The organism is Streptosporangium vulgare, from assembly GCF_042428775.1.
GTDB classification, from domain to species: domain Bacteria; phylum Actinomycetota; class Actinomycetes; order Streptosporangiales; family Streptosporangiaceae; genus Streptosporangium; species Streptosporangium vulgare.
The window spans coordinates 490,817-505,183 of the sequence record NZ_JBHMBS010000003.1; the positions used below are offsets into that span (position 1 = coordinate 490,817).

Genomic DNA, 14,367 nt, shown 5'->3' on the forward strand with positions numbered 1-14,367 from the left:
TGCACAAATGATTCAGGCAGCTTCGCTCCTGGCGGCGGAGGAGGGGGCTAACCCCCTCCTCCCGCACACCTACGAGCTTGTCGTCGGCGGCTTCGCCTTCTTCGTCGTCCTTTTCGTCGTCGGTAAGATCCTCACCCCGCGCATCCAGAAGACCCTGGTCGAGCGGACCGATGCGATCGAAGGCGGCATCAAGCGAGCCGAGGACGCGCAGGCCGAGGCCCAGGCGCTGCTCAAGCAGTACAAGGACCAGCTCTCCGAAGCCCGTCACGAAGCCTCGCGGCTGCGTGAGGAGGCTCGTGAGCAGGGTGCGCAGATCAAGGCCGAGCTCCGCGAGGAGGCTCAGGCCGAGGCCCGCCGCCTGGTCGAGGCCGCGCACCTGCAGATCGAGGCCGACCGCCAGCAGGCGTTCGCCCAGCTCCGCACGGAGCTCGGCCGCCTGTCGATCGAGCTGGCCGGCCGTATCGTCGGCGAGTCCCTGGAGGACGAGGCGCGCCAGCGCCGTACCGTCGACAGGTTCCTCGAGGAGCTCGAGTCGAGCAACGTGGCGGTCCGCTGATGACACGGCGAACCAGGCGTGACGCGCGAGTGTCGGTGATCGGCTGATGAGGGGCCTGAGCAGGGCCTCGCTGGCCGAGGTCGAAGAGCGCTTCAACGCGGTCGCGGGAAGCGCGGACCTCGGCACGCTGGCCGACGAGCTTTTCTCGGTCGCCGCCCTGTTCGACCGCGAACACGGGCTCCGCCGCAACCTTTCCGACCCCGCCCGTCCCGCGGCCCAGAAGGCGCAGATCGTCCGGGTGCTGCTGGAGGGCAAGATCAGCGACGCCGCCCTGGAGACGGTCGTCGCGGCCGTGTCCGCGAGGTGGGCGCGATCGGGCGACCTGGCCGACTCCCTGGAGCGCCTCGGCGTCGTCGCGGCCTCGGCCGAGGCGGAGGCGCAGGGCAGGCTCGACGACGTCGAGGACGAGCTGTTCCGGTTCGGGCGCATCGCCGCCTCGAACCTGGAACTGCACCGGACCCTCACGGCGCCGGCGGCCCCCGAGGCGGCCAAGCGGGAGCTGCTGAGCTCCCTCCTGGCCGAGAAGGTCGCCCCCACCACCCTGCGCCTGGTCACCCAGCTCGTGCTGCATCCGCGAGGACGTAGCCTGGACGGTGGGCTCGAGGAGTTCGGCAAGCTGGTCGCCGCCCAGCGGCAGCGCCTCGTCGCGGTGGTGCGCAGCGCCGTCGTGCTTTCAGAGGAGCAGAAGCAGCGTCTCGCCACGTGGCTGCGCACCTCGTACGGCCGCGACGTTCATCTGAACGTCGAGGTGGATCCGCGGGTGCTGGGAGGGTTCTCGGTTCACATCGGGGACGATCTCATCGACACCACCATCGCGGGACGAATCGAAGAAGTCCGCCGCCGGTTGGCCGGCTAGGCGAATAGGGAGACTGAAGAGAGATGGCGGAGCTTACGATCCGGCCGGACGAGATCCGGGACGCACTTGAGCGCTTCGTCCAGGCGTACGAGCCGGAAGGTGCCGCGCGCGAGGAGATCGGGACCGTCGTCGACTGCGGCGACGGTATCGCCCATGTCTCCGGCCTTCCCTCGGCGATGGCGAACGAGCTGCTTGAGTTCGAGGACGGCACGCGTGGCCTGGCACTGAACCTGGACGTCCGGGAGATCGGTGTCGTTGTTCTGGGCGACTTCAGCAAGATCGAGGAGGGCCAGTCGGTCCGCCGGACGGGCGAGGTCCTGTCCGTGCCGGTCGGCGACGGCTTCCTCGGCCGAGTGGTCGACCCGCTGGGCGTCCCCCTCGACGGCAAGGGCCCGATCGAGTCCGAGAGCCTGCGTGCCCTCGAACTCCAGGCCCCCTCGGTGGTCCAGCGCCAGCCGGTGAAGGAGCCGCTGCAGACCGGTCTCAAGGCGGTCGACGCCATGACGCCGATCGGCCGCGGCCAGCGCCAGCTGATCATCGGTGACCGTGGCACGGGCAAGACCGCCGTCGCCGTGGACACCATCCTCAACCAGCGGGAGAACTGGCTCTCCGGCGACCCCGACAAGCAGGTTCTCTGCGTCTACGTCGCGGTCGGCCAGAAGGGCTCCACGATCGCCCAGGTCAAGGGCCGCCTCGAGGAGGCGGGCGCGATGGAGTACACCACCATCGTCGCCGCTCCGGCGTCCGACCCGGCCGGTTACAAGTACCTCGCGCCCTACACCGGCTCGGCCATCGGCCAGCACTGGATGTACCAGGGCAAGCACGTCCTCATCGTCTTCGACGACCTGACCAAGCAGGCCGACGCCTACCGCGCCGTCTCCCTGCTGCTGCGCCGCCCGCCGGGCCGCGAGGCGTTCCCCGGCGACGTCTTCTACTTGCACTCCCGCCTCCTCGAGCGCTGCGCGAAGCTCTCCAAGGAGATGGGGTCCGGCTCGATGACCGGTCTGCCGATCATCGAGACGAAGGGCAACGACGTCTCGGCGTTCATCCCCACCAACGTCATCTCCATCACCGACGGCCAGTGCTTCCTCGAGACCGACCTGTTCAACGCGGGTGTGCGTCCGGCCATCAACGTCGGTGTCTCCGTCTCCCGAGTCGGCGGCTCGGCGCAGGTCAAGGCGATGAGGAAGGTCGCCGGCACCCTGCGTCTGTCGCTGTCGCAGTTCCGTGACCTGGAGGCCTTCGCCTCCTTCGCCTCCGACCTGGACGCGGCCTCCCGCGCCCAGCTGGAGCGTGGCCAGCGCCTGGTCGAGCTGCTCAAGCAGGCCCAGTACAACCCGTTCCCGGTCGAGAAGCAGGTCGTGTCGGTCTGGGCCGGCACCACCGGTGAGCTCGACGACGTCCCGGTCGAGGACATCCGCCGCTTCGAGGCGGACTTCCACGACTACCTGAGCCGCGAGCACAAGGGCATCTTCGACAGCATCCGTGAGACCAAGGAGCTGTCGGACGACACGGTGACCGCCCTCAAGGACGCCATCACCGAGTTCAAGAAGAGCTTCGAGACCTCCTCCGGCGAGTACCTGGTCAACGACGAGCCGGTCACCGCGCTCGGCGAGGGCGAGGTCGGCCAGGAGAAGATCACGAAGCGAGTCCGCACGGCAGAGAAGAAGTAGCCGATGGGTGCCCAGCTAAGACTGCTGCGGCGGCGGATCAAGTCGGTCAGGTCCACGGCGAAGATCACCCGCGCCCAGGAGCTCATCGCCTCGTCCCGCATCGTCAAGGCGCAGCAGCGGATGCAGGCCGCCGTGCCGTACGAGCGCGAGATCACCCGCGCCGTCACGGGCGTGGTCAGCAACACCTCCACCACCGACCACCCGCTGACGGTGGCCAAGGAGCAGCCCGCCAGGGCCGCCGTCCTGATCGTCACCAGCGACAGCGGTTTCTGCGGCGGCTTCAACGCCAACATCCTGCGTGAGGCGGAGGCGCTCGGCAACCTGCTGCGGGACAGGGGCGTCGAGCCCGTGCCCTACGTGACGGGCCGCAAGGGCGTCGCCTGGCATGCCTTCCGCAGCCGTGAGATGGGCGGGCAGTGGACGGGGTTCTCCCGTAAGCCCGCCTACTCCGACGCCAAGGAGGTCGCGGGCGCGCTCATCGAGGCCTTCTCGGCCGAGGACGGGGTGGACGAGATCCACATCGTCTCCACCGAGTTCGTCTCGATGCTGACGCAGGAGGTCGTGGTCAAGCGGATCCTTCCGCTGGAGGTCGAGGAGACCGCCGAGGACCCGTCCACGCCGCTGCCGTACTTCGAGTTCGAGCCCACCGCGGGCGAGGTCCTCGACACGCTGCTGCCGCGTTACGTGGAGTCGCGCATCTTCACCGCGCTGCTCCAGTCGGCGGCCTCGGAGGAGGCCTCGCGACGCCGGGCCATGAAGTCGGCCACCGACAACGCCAACGAGCTCATCCGCGTGTTCACCCAGCAGATGAACCAGGTCCGCCAGGCCGAGATCACCCAGGAAATCAGCGAGATCGTCGGCGGCGCGAACGCGCTGGCTGACTCCGCAGCGGGGAAAGAGTGAAATGACTGCACAGACTGTTGAGACCGGCGTGGGCCGCGTCGCGCGGGTCACCGGTCCCGTCGTCGACGTGGAGTTCCCCGTCGAGGCGATGCCCGAGATCTACAACGCCCTCAAGGTGGACGTCGAGCTGCAGGGCGAGGCCAAGGTCCTCACCCTGGAGGTCGCCCAGCACCTGGGTGACAACCTCGTCCGCGCGATCTCCATGCAGCCCACCGACGGCCTCACCCGTGGCGCCCCGGTGACCGACACCGGCGCGGCCATCTCGGTCCCCGTCGGCGACGTCGTCAAGGGCCACGTGTGGAGCACCCTCGGCGAGTCGCTGGACGTCGAGACCTCCTCGCTCCAGATCAGCGAGCGCTGGGGCATCCACCGCCCGTCGCCCGCCTTCGACACCCTCGAGTCGCGCACCGAGATGCTGACCACCGGCATCAAGGTCATCGACCTGCTCACCCCGTACGTGCAGGGCGGCAAGATCGGCCTGTTCGGCGGCGCGGGCGTGGGCAAGACCGTTCTGATCCAGGAGATGATCCGCCGGGTCGCCCGCAACTTCGGTGGCACCTCGGTGTTCGCCGGCGTCGGTGAGCGCACCCGTGAGGGCAACGACCTCTGGCTGGAGATGGAGGAGGCGAACGTCCTCAAGGACACCGCCCTCGTCTTCGGCCAGATGGACGAGCCCCCGGGCACCCGTCTGCGCGTCGCGCTCTCGGCCCTCACCATGGCCGAGTACTTCCGCGACGTCCAGAAGCAGGACGTGCTGCTGTTCATCGACAACATCTTCCGGTTCACCCAGGCCGGTTCCGAGGTGTCCACCCTGCTCGGCCGTATGCCGTCCGCGGTGGGTTACCAGCCGACCCTCGCCGACGAGATGGGTGTCCTCCAGGAGCGCATCACCTCGACCCGCGGTCACTCGATCACCTCCATGCAGGCGATCTACGTCCCCGCGGACGACATCACCGACCCGGCCCCGCACAACGCGTTCGCGCACCTCGACGCGCAGACCGTTCTCTCGCGGCCGATCTCGGAGAAGGGCATCTACCCCGCGGTGGACCCGCTCGACTCCACCTCGCGGATCCTCGACCCGCTGATCGTCGGCGAGGAGCACTACCGCGTGGCCCAGGAGACCAAGCGGATCCTGCAGAAGTACAAGGAGCTGCAGGACATCATCGCGATCCTCGGTATCGACGAGCTCTCGGAAGAGGACAAGGTCACCGTCAACCGGGCCCGTCGCATCGAGCGCTTCCTGTCGCACCCGATGTACGCCGCCGAGGCGTTCACCGGCCAGCCCGGTGAGAACGTGCCGCTGGACGAGACCATCGCCTCGTTCAAGGGCCTGTGCGCCGGCGACTACGACCACCTGCCCGAGCAGGCGTTCTTCATGGTCGGCGGCATCGACCAGGCCGTGGCCAAGGCCAAGGAACTCGCCCGCTAGTCGCCTTCGGCGCCGGTACGGTCACGCGGCCGTACCGGCGCCTGGTTCGATAAGGAACTGGAGAGAAAGTGGCGAAGCTGCGAGTAGGCGTCGTCTCCCCGGAGCGTGAGATCTGGTCCGGGGAGGCCGACATGGTGATTGCCAAGACCGTCGACGGCGAGATCGGTATCATGCCTAAGCACGCGCCCGTGCTCGGCGTTCTCGTCGAGGGCGGTTTGCTGAAGATCAAGCGAGGCGGCGCTGAGTCCGACCTCGTCGCCGCCGTCCACGGAGGATTCCTCTCGGTGGCCGACGACGAGGTGTCGATCCTGGCGGAGCTGGCCGAGCTGGGCTCCGAGGTCGACATCGCCCGCGCGAAGAGCGCGCTGGAGCGCGCTCAGGCCTCGGTCGAGGCCGACCAGGAGGACGCGGACGCGGTCGCCGAGGCCAAGCGTGCCAGGGCCCGGTTGCGCGCGGCCGGGGAAGAAGTCGGATAAATTCTGCTTCTTAGGCTGTACGCGCTTTTGGGGGGCGAGCAGACATGGTGGTGGATGTTCTCATCGTGCTGGGGCTGCTCGTCGCCCTCCTGGGACTCCGGGTCCTGATACTGACCCGCTCCCGGGGATCGGTGCTCTGTTGCCTGCGTTCCCTGTCGAAGGAGCGAGGCTGGCGGGTCGGTGTGGCCCGCTACGCCGACGGCCACCTCAACTGGATCCCGCTCATAGGTCTGCTTCCAAGGCCGCGCCACGTCATCGTGAGGCGCGGCCTTGTCGTTTCCGGTCGTCGCAGGGTCGGGTCCGGGGAGTTCTTCGGGTTCATCGAGGGCGTGACGGCGATCGAGTGCCGCAACGGGCAGGACGCCTTCGAGCTCGCCATGGGATACCGCGCCCTCACCGGGTTCGTCGCCTGGCTGGAGTCGGCCCCGCCCAGCGCCTACCTCGACGTCGCCTGACCTTCTCCGCGGGTTATCGGCGGGTTATCGGCGCGTTTTCGAGGTCGGCGCGTTTTCGAGGTCGGCGGGTTCTCGAAGTCGGCGCGTTCTCAGGGTCAGCGGGTGCCGCCGGGCTTCCAGAGGATCTCGTCGCCGTTCGAGGCCACCCGGCAGAGGATGAACATCAGGTCGCTCAGCCGGTTGAGGTAGCGCGCGGTGAGCGGGTTGACGTCGTCGTGGGCCTCCAGCGCCGACCAGACGGTCCGCTCGGCCCGCCGGACCACGGTCCTGGCGACGTGGAGCGCGGCCACGGCCGGGGTGCCGCCGGGCAGGATGAAGCTGCGCAGCGGCGTGAGGCGCGCGTTGAACTCGTCGCACCGGGCCTCCAGCCAGTCGACGTAGGAGGGCTCGACCCGCAGCGGCGGGAACTCGGGGTTCTCCACGAGCGGGGCGCACAGGTCGGCCCCGACGTCGAACAACTCGTTCTGGATCCGGCCGAGGACCGCGGTGACGTCCGCCTCCAGGGTTCCCGTGGCGAGGGCCACGCCGATCGCCGCGTTGGCCTCCTCGACGTCCGCGTAGGCGGCCAGGCGCGGATCGGTCTTGCGGGTGCGGCTCATGTCGCCGAGCGCGGTCGTGCCGTCGTCTCCGGTGCGGGTGTAGATCTTCGAGAGCACCACCGGGTTGTCTCTGTCAGCTCGTGTCATATGGCTCAGCGTATCGGCCGAAAAACTCTCCTGATTAACCCGATAGTGGACAATATGATTTGTCGATGGTTTCTGGTTTCTACCTGCGATTCCCCCACATCTCCCACGAGACGCTGACCTTCGTCGCCGACGACGACGTCTGGGCGGCCCCGGCGGACGGCGGCCGGGCGTGGCGCCTCTCCTCGGACCGGGCCCCCGCGAGCCATCCCCGCCTCTCGCCCGACGGCACCAAGATCGCCTGGACCAGCGCCCGCGACGGCGCCCCCGAGATCCACCTGGCGGATCTCGAATCCGGCTCGGCGGAGCGGCTGACCTACTGGGGGGACGCGCGGACGCGCACCCGCGGCTGGACGCCGGACGGCGAGGTCCTCGCGATCAGCGCGACCGGCCGGCCGTTCGTCTCGCAGACCTGGGCCTACGTGCTCGGGGAGGGACGCCCCGAGCGGTTGCCGTACGGCCCGGTCAACGACCTGTCGGTCACGGGGGACGCGGTGGCGCTGCTCACCGGGGGGCTCGCCCGCGACCCGGCGACCTGGAAGCGGTACCGGGGCGGCACGGCGGGCCGCCTGTGGGTGCGCGGCGGTGAGGGTGACTTCACCCGGATCCTGGCGGGCCTGAACGGCCACCTCGCCAACCCGATGCTCGTCGGGGGGCGGGTCGTCTTCGTCTCCGACCACGAGGGCGTCGGCAACCTCTACTCCTGCGAGCCGGACGGTGGCGGCCTGCGCCGCCACACCGACCACGACGTCTTCTACGTCCGGCACGCCACCACCGACGGGACCAGGATCGTCTACCAGAACGCCGGGGACCTCTATCTCCTGGACGATCTCGACGCCGAGGCCCGCAAGCTCGACGTCACCCTGGGCTCCCCGCTGCGCGGGCGGCAGCCGTACCAGGTCAACGCGGGCAGGCGGGTGCACGACTTGGCGGTGGACGCGACCGGGCGGGCCAGCGCGGTGGAGGTGCAGGGAACGGTGCACTGGGTGACCCACCGGGACGGCCCGGCGCGGCAGCTCAGCACCGGCCTGTCGGCGGGACGGCCGCGCCTCCTGGGCGACGACCGCGTGGTGTGGGTCTTCGACGACGGTGAGACGCAGGGGCTGGAGATCGCCCCGGCGGGGGGCGGGGAGGGCCGCAGGATCGCCGCGGGCGCGCTGGGCGAGGTCGGGGACCTCGCCGTCGCGCCCGACGGGAACACGATCGCGGTGACCGCCAGGGACGGGCGGCTGCTCCTGGCCGACGTGGCCTCGGGCGAGGTCGTGGAGCTGGCGAGGGCCGACGGGGAGATCCACGGCCTCAGCTGGTCGCCCGACTCGGCCTGGCTCGCCTGGTCGCACCCGGACGGCCCGCAATTGCGCAGGATCAGGCTGGCCAGGGTGGCGGACCGGGTCGTGACCGACGTCACCGACGGCCGGTTCGTGGACATCTCGCCCGCGTTCGCGGGGGACTATCTGGCGTTCCTGTCGCGGCGCGGCTTCGACCCCGTCTACGACGCGCACTCCTTCGACATGTCCTTCCCCTTCGGCTACCGGCCCTACCTGGTGCCGCTGTCCGCGTCCACGCCGTCCCCGTTCGCGCCCAGCTCCGCGGGGCGGGCCGCCGACTCCGGGGCGGGTTCCGGCGACGACGACGGCAAGAAGGAGGACGGCGCGATCACCGTGGACCTGGAGGGCATCGCCGCCCGGGTCGTGCAGGTGCCGGTGCCCGAGGGGCGCTACTCGGACCTGCGGGCGGTCAAGGGCGGGTTCGTCTGGCTGCGCGAGCCGCTGGCCGGGGAGCTCGGCGAGGACAGGGACGAGGTGGGGGGCGAGGCGCCCCGCCCGGCGCTGGACCGTTACGACCTGGTCAAGCGTGAGTGGAAGGAAGTGGTCGACAAGCTCGACTGGTACCGGGTGAGCGGTGACGGCACGCAGCTCGTCGTCAGCGACAAGGGCACGCTCACGGTCCGTCCGGCCGGGGGCAAGCCGGGCGGCAAGAACGGCGACGACACGACCGTCGACCTGTCCAGGATCCGGATCACCGCCGACCCGAGGGCGCTGCGGCGGCACGCCTACGCCCAGCTGGGCCGCCGGATGCGCGCCGACTTCTGGGTCGAGGACATGGCCGACGTCGAGTGGGAGGGCGTGCTGGAGGAGTACCGGCCGCTGGTGGACCGGGTCGCCACCGCCGACGACTTCGCCGACCTGCTCTGGGAGGTCGTGGGGGAGCTGGGCAGCTCGCACGCCTACGTCGACGCCGCTCCCTGGGGTTATCCGGCCTCCGAGCCGATCGGGCTGCTCGGCGCCGACCTCTCCAGGGGCGACGACGGCCGCTGGCGGGTGGACCGGGTGCTGCCCGCCGAGTCCTCCGACGTGCACGCCCGCTCGCCGCTGGCCGGGCCGGGGGCGGGCGTCCAGCCGGGAGAGGCGCTGCTCGCGGTCGACGGCCGCCCGGTGCCGCCCGAGGGGCCCGCGCGGCTGCTGGTCGGCGCCGCCGACAAGCCGGTCGAGCTCACCCTGGACGGCGGCCGGCGGGTGGTCGTCACGCCGCTCCGCGACGACCGGCGCCTGCGCTACCAGCACTGGGTGGCCGGGAACCGGGCCAGGGTCAGGGAGCTCGGCGGCGGGCGCCTCGGCTACCTGCACATCCCGGACATGGTGGCCGAGGGCTGGGCGCAGTTCCACCGCGACCTGCGCAGGGAGATGACCTTCGAGGGGCTCGTGGTGGACGTACGGGGCAACCGGGGCGGCCACACCTCCGAGCTGGTCATCGAGAAGCTGATCCGCCGGGTCATCGCCTGGGACCTGCCCCGGGGCATGACGCCGATCACCTACCCCGAGGACGCGCCGCGCGGCCCGCTGGTCGCGATCACCGACCAGAACGCCGGGTCCGACGGTGACATCGTCACCGCGGCCTTCAAGATCCACAAGCTCGGGCCCGTGGTGGGCACCCGCACCTGGGGAGGCGTCATCGGCATCGAGGACGCCCACCGCCTGGTCGACGGCTCGCACATCACGGTGCCCAAGTACTCCTTCTGGTTCGAGGAGCTGGGCTGGGGGGTGGAGAACTACGGCGTCGATCCGGACGTCGAGGTCGACATCGCCCCCGGGGACTGGGCGCGGGACAGGGACCCGCAGATCGAGGAGGCGGTACGGCTCGTGCTCGCCGCGCTGGAGGAGCGCCCGGCGGCGACCCCGCCCGACCGCTCCACCCGGCCGTCGCGCAGGCGTCCCGCGCTGCCGCCCCGCCCGTAGTTGACATTTGTCATCGAAAAGAGCTCAAGGATCGGTCTCTCTTCGGTGATATCGGCGACTACCTGGCCGAACGCGGGACGACGACGATTGTCCCCATGAGAACACCACAGGTGACGGACCCGCCCGGCGCCGCCGCCGGCCTCGACGACGTGATCGAGGTCGGCGGCCTCCGGCAGGCGTACGGGGACTTCGAGGCGGTGCGCGGCGTCTCCTTCACCGTTCCGAGGGGCGAGCTGTTCGCCCTGCTCGGCACGAACGGCGCCGGAAAGACCACCACCGTGGAGGTCCTGGAGGGTTTCCGGGCCCCCACCGGCGGCAGCGTCCGCGTGCTCGGGCTCGACCCGGTCGGGCAGCGCGGGAAGTTGCGGCCCCGCGTGGGGATCATGCTGCAGGAGGGGGGCTTCCTCGGCGACCTCACGGTCGCCGAGACCATCGGCCTGTGGGAGGGGCTGAGCCGGGACGTGAGCCGCGCGCAGGCCCCCTCCGGCACCTCAGGGGCGTTCGCCCTCCTCGGCCGGCACAGGGGCACGGATGCGCGGACCATGGCCGCGCTGGAGGCGGCGGGGCTGGGCAGGAAGGCCAGGACCCGGGTGCGGCAGCTCTCCGGCGGCCAGCGGCGCAGGCTCGACCTCGCGCTCGCGGTGATCTCCCGGCCGGAGGTGCTCTTCCTGGACGAGCCGACCACCGGCATGGACCCCGAGGCGCGCCGCGCCACCTGGAAGGTGATCGAGGACCTGCGGGCGGGGGGCACGACGGTGCTGCTCACCACCCACTACCTGGAGGAGGCCGAGCGCCTCGCCAACCGGCTGGCCATCATGCACGAGGGCCGGATCCACCTCCAGGGCACCGTCGAGGAGGTGGTGGCCGGTTCCGGCGACCGGATCTCCTTCCGCCTCCCCGGTATCTCCTGGGCCTTCGGCGAGCTTCCCTCGCTGGACGGCGTGGCCCCCGTGCTGACCTACGGCGGCGGCACGGGGGCCACGGAGGTCGCCTACACCCTGACCGGCGCCGGGGCCGAGGCCCGCGCGCACGCGGCGGTACGGCGGCTCCTGGCCTGGGCCGACGCACGGGACGAGACCCTGGAGCGGCTGACCGTACGCAGGGGGACCCTGGAGGACGCCTTCATGCGCGTGGCCGGGGAGGCACTCGCGGCCGGGGAGGGGACCGGAGCGGGCGGAGTGGTCCAGGGGACCGGGGCGGGCGGAGCGGTTCAGGGGGCCGGCGACGGGCCGGTGGCGGCGGGACCGGCGAGAAGGGGCGAGTGACGTGAGAACCGACGTACTGCACGCGATGAGGCTCGCGAGGATCGACCTGACCCTGGTGGGCAGGAACACCACGGTCCTGTTCAACGTGCTCCTGCTGCCGCTCCTGATGGCCTGGGTGTACACCGAGGCCGTCGGCGCCGAGAAGATCGACGGTGTGGCCGGGAGGGTGTTCGTGCTGGCCGGGTTGCCGGGGTTGCTGCTGGTGTTCGCGGTCTTCATCAACCTGGTGAACTCCTTCACCGCCCGGCGCGAGGAACTGGTGCTCAAGCGGCTGCGCGCGGGCCAGCCGTCGGGCCCGGCGATCCTCGGCGGCGCCGCCCTCGGGGCGCTCGTGCTCTATCTCGCCCAGGTGGCGCTCCTGGCCGTCTGGATGCGGCGGTCCGAGGGGGTCACGGTGGCCAACGTGCCGATGCTCGTGACCGTCGCCGTCCTGGGGGTCGCGCTGTTCTGCCTGCTCGCCGCGGCCTTCTCCGGCCTCACGCCCAACGCGGAACTCGCCCAGGTCACGGTGCTGCCGGTGCTCCTGGTCGTCCTGGTCGGCGCCCCGATCGCGTTCCCCGCCGGTACGCTGCCCGGCCCGCTGGGCGACGTCGCCGCCCTGCTCCCCGCGACCCCGGTCGTGGAGATCGCGCGCACCGCCTTCCTGGGCGGGGACCACCTCTCCGGGGGCGGGGCGGCGCTGAGCACGGGCGGGCAGTGGATGGCCGCGCTGCCCTCCTTCGCGATCCTGCTGGGCTGGCTCGTGGTGGCCGGGCTGCTGGCCCGGTGGCTGTTCCGCTGGGAACCCCGGCACGGCTAACGTTCATCACGAGATGTCAGTCGATATCAGCACAAAAGGGGTAAAAGGGATGAGGCGCCTCGCGCGTCTCGTCCCCTCCGTGCTTCCCCGGAGGAAACAGCGGTCACCCGTCCAGCGGCTCCGCCGGATGACCGTGCTCTCCCTGACCCTGGGCCTCGTCCTGGCCTGGATCGGCCCTCTCGGCGCGCTGGCGGACGTGGACGAGCAGTCCCGGCTCCCGCTGCTGGCCGTCGGGGTGCCGGGTCTGGTGATCTTCAGCGTCCTGTACCTGAGGATCCTCGAAGCGGCCGTGGCCGGGACCGCCGCGCGCGGTGAGATCGCCGCCTCGGCCGTGGTCGCGGTGATCCTCCTGCTCACCCAGGACGGCGACCCCTGGACCTGGGGACTGCTCGGCCCGGCGTGGGCGTCGGGTGCGGCGCTGCTGCTGGGCAGGTCCGCCACGCTCGCCGCCACCGTCGGGGCGATCGCCGTCAGCGTGCTCCTCGCGCCGCCGGGCGCCGGTCCAGGTCCGGGGTTCGGTGACATGTTCGTGCCGTCGTACGCGGAGGAGGTCTGGCCCGCATTCGGCGCCTACCTCGGGGTGGCCGGGGCGGCGCCGTGCGCGAACCGGTTCCAGCTGTGGTTCTGGCGGGTGGTGAGGACCGCGGAGGAGGGCAAGGAGGCCCAGGCCAGGCTCGCCGTCACCGAGGAGCGGCTGCGCTTCTCCCGCGACCTGCACGACCTGGTCGGGCACAGCCTCTCCGCGATCGCCGTCAAGAGCGAGGTGGCCGCCAAGCTGTCGCGGGTGGACGCCGCGCGGGCGGCCGGGGAGATGGACGAGGTACGGACCCTGGCGCGGCAGACGCTCAAGGAGATCCGCGCGGCGGTGCGCGGCTACCGGACGGTCGACCTCGCCGCGGAGCTGCGCGCGATGGCCGCGGTGCTGGAGGCCGGAGGTGTCCGCTGCACGCTGGAGACACCGCGCGACCAGGTGCCCGAGGGGGCGGCCACCCTGCTGGCCTGGGTGGTCAGGGAGGGCACCACCAACGTGCTGCGGCACAGCTCCGCCACCGAGTGCCGTATCGCGATCACCGTCCGCGAGGGGTGCGCCGTGCTGGTGATGACGAACGACGGGGTGAAGGGGACAGGCGGGGCGAACGGGGTGGAGGGGGTGGGCGAGGTGGACGGCCGGGGCGGTACCGGCCTCATCGGGCTCTCGGAGCGGGTCGCCGCCATCGGCGGGACCGTCACCACGGGGCCCGGTGGCCCCGGGGAGTTCAGGCTGCGGGCGACGGTTCCGCTGGGGGGAGAACGATGATCCAGATGGTGGCCGCGGCACCGGACCGTCCGGCCGGGACGAGCGGCCCGGCGGGAACGAGCGGTCAGGGCGGGGCGAGCGGTCCCGCGGTGCCGGGCGGTCCGGGCGGGGCGAGCGGTCCTGCGGGGGCGGTACGGTGATTCGGGTACTGCTGGCCGACGACGAGCACCTGGTCAGGAAGGCGATCGCCACCCTGCTCGGCCTGGAGCCGGACGTCGAGGTGGTGGCCGAGGTGGCCAGGGGGGACCTGGTGGCGGCGGCCGTGCTGGAGCACCGGCCCGACGTGGTCGTGCTGGACATCGAGATGCCCGGGATGGACGGGCTGAGCGTCGCCGAGACGCTGCCGGGCCACGCGGTGCTGATGCTGACCAGCTTCGGGCGGCCGGGACACCTGAGGCGGGCACTCGCGGCCGGGGTGCGCGGCTTCATCCCCAAGGACGCCTCCGCCGACGAGCTGGCGACGGCGATCCGCAAGGTCCACGCGGGCGGGCGCTATCTCGACCCGGAGATGGCCGCCTCGGCGATGATGGCGGGGGAGAGCCCCCTCACCGAGCGCGAGCGCGGCGCCCTGGCACTGGCCGCCCAGGGGGCCTCGGTCGCCGAGATCGCCGCCGCGCTCCATCTCACCCAGGGCACCGTCCGCAACTACCTGTCGAACGCCATCACCAAACTGGGCGCGACCAACCGGATCACCGCGATCCGATCGGCTCAGCAAAAAGGTTGGCTTTAAACCGCGTTT

At 71.2% G+C, this 14,367-nt stretch carries 13 protein-coding genes; 12 read left to right on the plus strand and 1 reads right to left on the minus strand.

What is annotated here, in order from left to right; genetic code table 11:
• Positions 1-7 precede the first annotated feature (7 nt).
• The 7 genes from ACFFRH_RS08845 (at position 8) to ACFFRH_RS08875 (ending at position 6,348) form a co-directional block, all read left to right on the plus strand.
• A complete protein-coding gene (locus tag ACFFRH_RS08845; RefSeq protein ID WP_344744674.1) occupies positions 8-556 on the plus strand; it encodes a F0F1 ATP synthase subunit B in 549 nt (182 codons plus the stop codon).
• A gap of 46 nt (positions 557-602) precedes the next feature.
• Positions 603-1,412, plus strand: a complete 810-nt coding sequence (locus ACFFRH_RS08850; protein WP_344744675.1) for a F0F1 ATP synthase subunit delta — start codon at positions 603-605, stop codon at positions 1,410-1,412.
• Positions 1,413-1,435: 23 nt separating this feature from the next.
• A complete protein-coding gene (atpA, locus tag ACFFRH_RS08855) occupies positions 1,436-3,085 on the plus strand; it encodes a F0F1 ATP synthase subunit alpha (protein WP_344744677.1) in 1,650 nt (549 codons plus the stop codon).
• 3 nt (positions 3,086-3,088) lie between these two features.
• Entirely contained in the window at positions 3,089-3,988 is a 900-nt protein-coding gene (locus ACFFRH_RS08860) for a F0F1 ATP synthase subunit gamma (protein WP_344744678.1), read from the plus strand.
• 1 nt (position 3,989) lies between these two features.
• Positions 3,990-5,417, plus strand: a complete 1,428-nt coding sequence (gene atpD / locus ACFFRH_RS08865) for a F0F1 ATP synthase subunit beta (RefSeq protein ID WP_386155494.1) — start codon at positions 3,990-3,992, stop codon at positions 5,415-5,417.
• Between the two features lie 68 nt (positions 5,418-5,485).
• The gene (locus ACFFRH_RS08870) at positions 5,486-5,893 is read left to right on the plus strand and encodes a F0F1 ATP synthase subunit epsilon (RefSeq protein ID WP_344744680.1); all 408 of its coding nucleotides are present in this window, start codon (positions 5,486-5,488) and stop codon (positions 5,891-5,893) included.
• A 44-nt stretch (positions 5,894-5,937) separates the two neighbouring features.
• Complete coding sequence (locus ACFFRH_RS08875) at positions 5,938-6,348, plus strand: DUF2550 domain-containing protein (protein WP_344744681.1); 411 nt, start codon at positions 5,938-5,940, stop codon at positions 6,346-6,348.
• Between the two features lie 95 nt (positions 6,349-6,443).
• On the opposite strand, the gene ACFFRH_RS08880 is transcribed toward ACFFRH_RS08875, so the two are convergent.
• Entirely contained in the window at positions 6,444-7,034 is a 591-nt protein-coding gene (locus tag ACFFRH_RS08880) for a cob(I)yrinic acid a,c-diamide adenosyltransferase (protein WP_344744683.1), read from the minus strand.
• Positions 7,035-7,099: 65 nt separating this feature from the next.
• Here ACFFRH_RS08880 and ACFFRH_RS08885 point away from each other — a divergent pair, with 65 nt between their 5' ends.
• The 5 genes from ACFFRH_RS08885 (at position 7,100) to ACFFRH_RS08905 (ending at position 14,358) form a co-directional block, all read left to right on the plus strand.
• On the plus strand, positions 7,100-10,267 hold the full coding sequence (locus tag ACFFRH_RS08885; protein ID WP_344744684.1) for a S41 family peptidase: 3,168 nt from the start codon (positions 7,100-7,102) through the stop codon (positions 10,265-10,267).
• 95 nt (positions 10,268-10,362) lie between these two features.
• Entirely contained in the window at positions 10,363-11,532 is a 1,170-nt protein-coding gene (locus ACFFRH_RS08890) for an ABC transporter ATP-binding protein (protein ID WP_344744685.1), read from the plus strand.
• Between the two features lies 1 nt (position 11,533).
• Positions 11,534-12,331 carry an ABC transporter permease gene (locus tag ACFFRH_RS08895; protein ID WP_344744686.1) on the plus strand — a complete coding sequence of 266 codons (798 nt, stop codon included), beginning with the start codon at positions 11,534-11,536 and terminating at the stop codon, positions 12,329-12,331.
• Positions 12,332-12,380: 49 nt separating this feature from the next.
• Positions 12,381-13,628 (plus strand): sensor histidine kinase, encoded by a 1,248-nt coding sequence (locus ACFFRH_RS08900; protein WP_344744687.1) that lies wholly within the window; start codon positions 12,381-12,383, stop codon positions 13,626-13,628.
• 136 nt (positions 13,629-13,764) lie between these two features.
• A complete protein-coding gene (locus ACFFRH_RS08905; RefSeq protein WP_344744688.1) occupies positions 13,765-14,358 on the plus strand; it encodes a response regulator in 594 nt (197 codons plus the stop codon).
• Positions 14,359-14,367: the final 9 nt, after the last annotated feature.

Coding starts and splice junctions, on each gene's coding strand:
- ACFFRH_RS08860 (WP_344744678.1), top strand. CDS start 3,089: ATGGGTGCCCAGCTAAGACTGCTGCGGCGGCGGATCAAGTCGGTCAGG.
- ACFFRH_RS08885 (WP_344744684.1), top strand. CDS start 7,100: ATGGTTTCTGGTTTCTACCTGCGATTCCCCCACATCTCCCACGAGACG.
- atpA (WP_344744677.1), top strand. CDS start 1,436: ATGGCGGAGCTTACGATCCGGCCGGACGAGATCCGGGACGCACTTGAG.
- ACFFRH_RS08875 (WP_344744681.1), top strand. CDS start 5,938: ATGGTGGTGGATGTTCTCATCGTGCTGGGGCTGCTCGTCGCCCTCCTG.
- ACFFRH_RS08890 (WP_344744685.1), top strand. CDS start 10,363: ATGAGAACACCACAGGTGACGGACCCGCCCGGCGCCGCCGCCGGCCTC.
- atpD (WP_386155494.1), top strand. CDS start 3,990: ATGACTGCACAGACTGTTGAGACCGGCGTGGGCCGCGTCGCGCGGGTC.
- ACFFRH_RS08845 (WP_344744674.1), top strand. CDS start 8: ATGATTCAGGCAGCTTCGCTCCTGGCGGCGGAGGAGGGGGCTAACCCC.
- ACFFRH_RS08850 (WP_344744675.1), top strand. CDS start 603: ATGAGGGGCCTGAGCAGGGCCTCGCTGGCCGAGGTCGAAGAGCGCTTC.
- ACFFRH_RS08880 (WP_344744683.1), bottom strand. CDS start 7,034: ATGACACGAGCTGACAGAGACAACCCGGTGGTGCTCTCGAAGATCTAC.
- ACFFRH_RS08900 (WP_344744687.1), top strand. CDS start 12,381: ATGAGGCGCCTCGCGCGTCTCGTCCCCTCCGTGCTTCCCCGGAGGAAA.